At 34.9% G+C, this 590-nt stretch carries 1 protein-coding gene; it reads right to left on the bottom strand.

Annotation, left to right across the window (positions count from 1 at the left end; genetic code table 11):
• Positions 1–443, bottom strand: a 443-nt coding sequence (locus AC1DTM_RS30765; protein ID WP_477001741.1) for a transglycosylase domain-containing protein, incomplete at its 3' end; no start/stop codon positions are given.
• Between the last annotated feature and the right edge of the window lie 147 nt (positions 444–590).

Here is a 590-nt window from a genome sequence, read left to right on the forward strand (position 1 = left end):
CTTCCACCTTGAGAGCCATAATCTCCTTTAAGACTAACTAAAACTGCACGTGTAGTCCCTTTGAAGTCTACTCCGCTATGCTCATAAAAACGTGCATCTTCTGTTGCTAAAAATGCATTTTCTACCAATTTAGGAATTTGATCATACGTAACATTCGTCCGCTTTTCTTTCCCATATTCATATACCAAATTCCCGTCTTTATCATAAATTTTTGAGGATAACGGATTAACAAGTTTGGTTTTCTCAAGTTTCGGCGCGTCCTTTATCATAACGAAAAAGGTAGCCACCCCTGCCACTAAACCTACAATACCAAGTAGTAAACAGCTAATTAAAAATTTACGGAAAAACGATGTTTTACCTTTTGGTTTTGTTTTTTTAGAAGCTGGCTGTTTTTTCTTTTGAACTTGTCTTCGCTCCTCTCGAGAACGATAATTTTCTGACATGTTACTTTCTCCTGCCTTTCAATTCTCCCGTTGATTTACTTAAAAATATTGAGGTCACTTTCACAAATACATTTAGTCAAGAAAGTATATTAACCTGGAGCATTCAATATTTTCCCAATTCACAGATTATAAATTTTAGAATACTTC

The sequence above is a fragment of the Bacillus sp. P4_D3 genome (assembly GCF_056401855.1).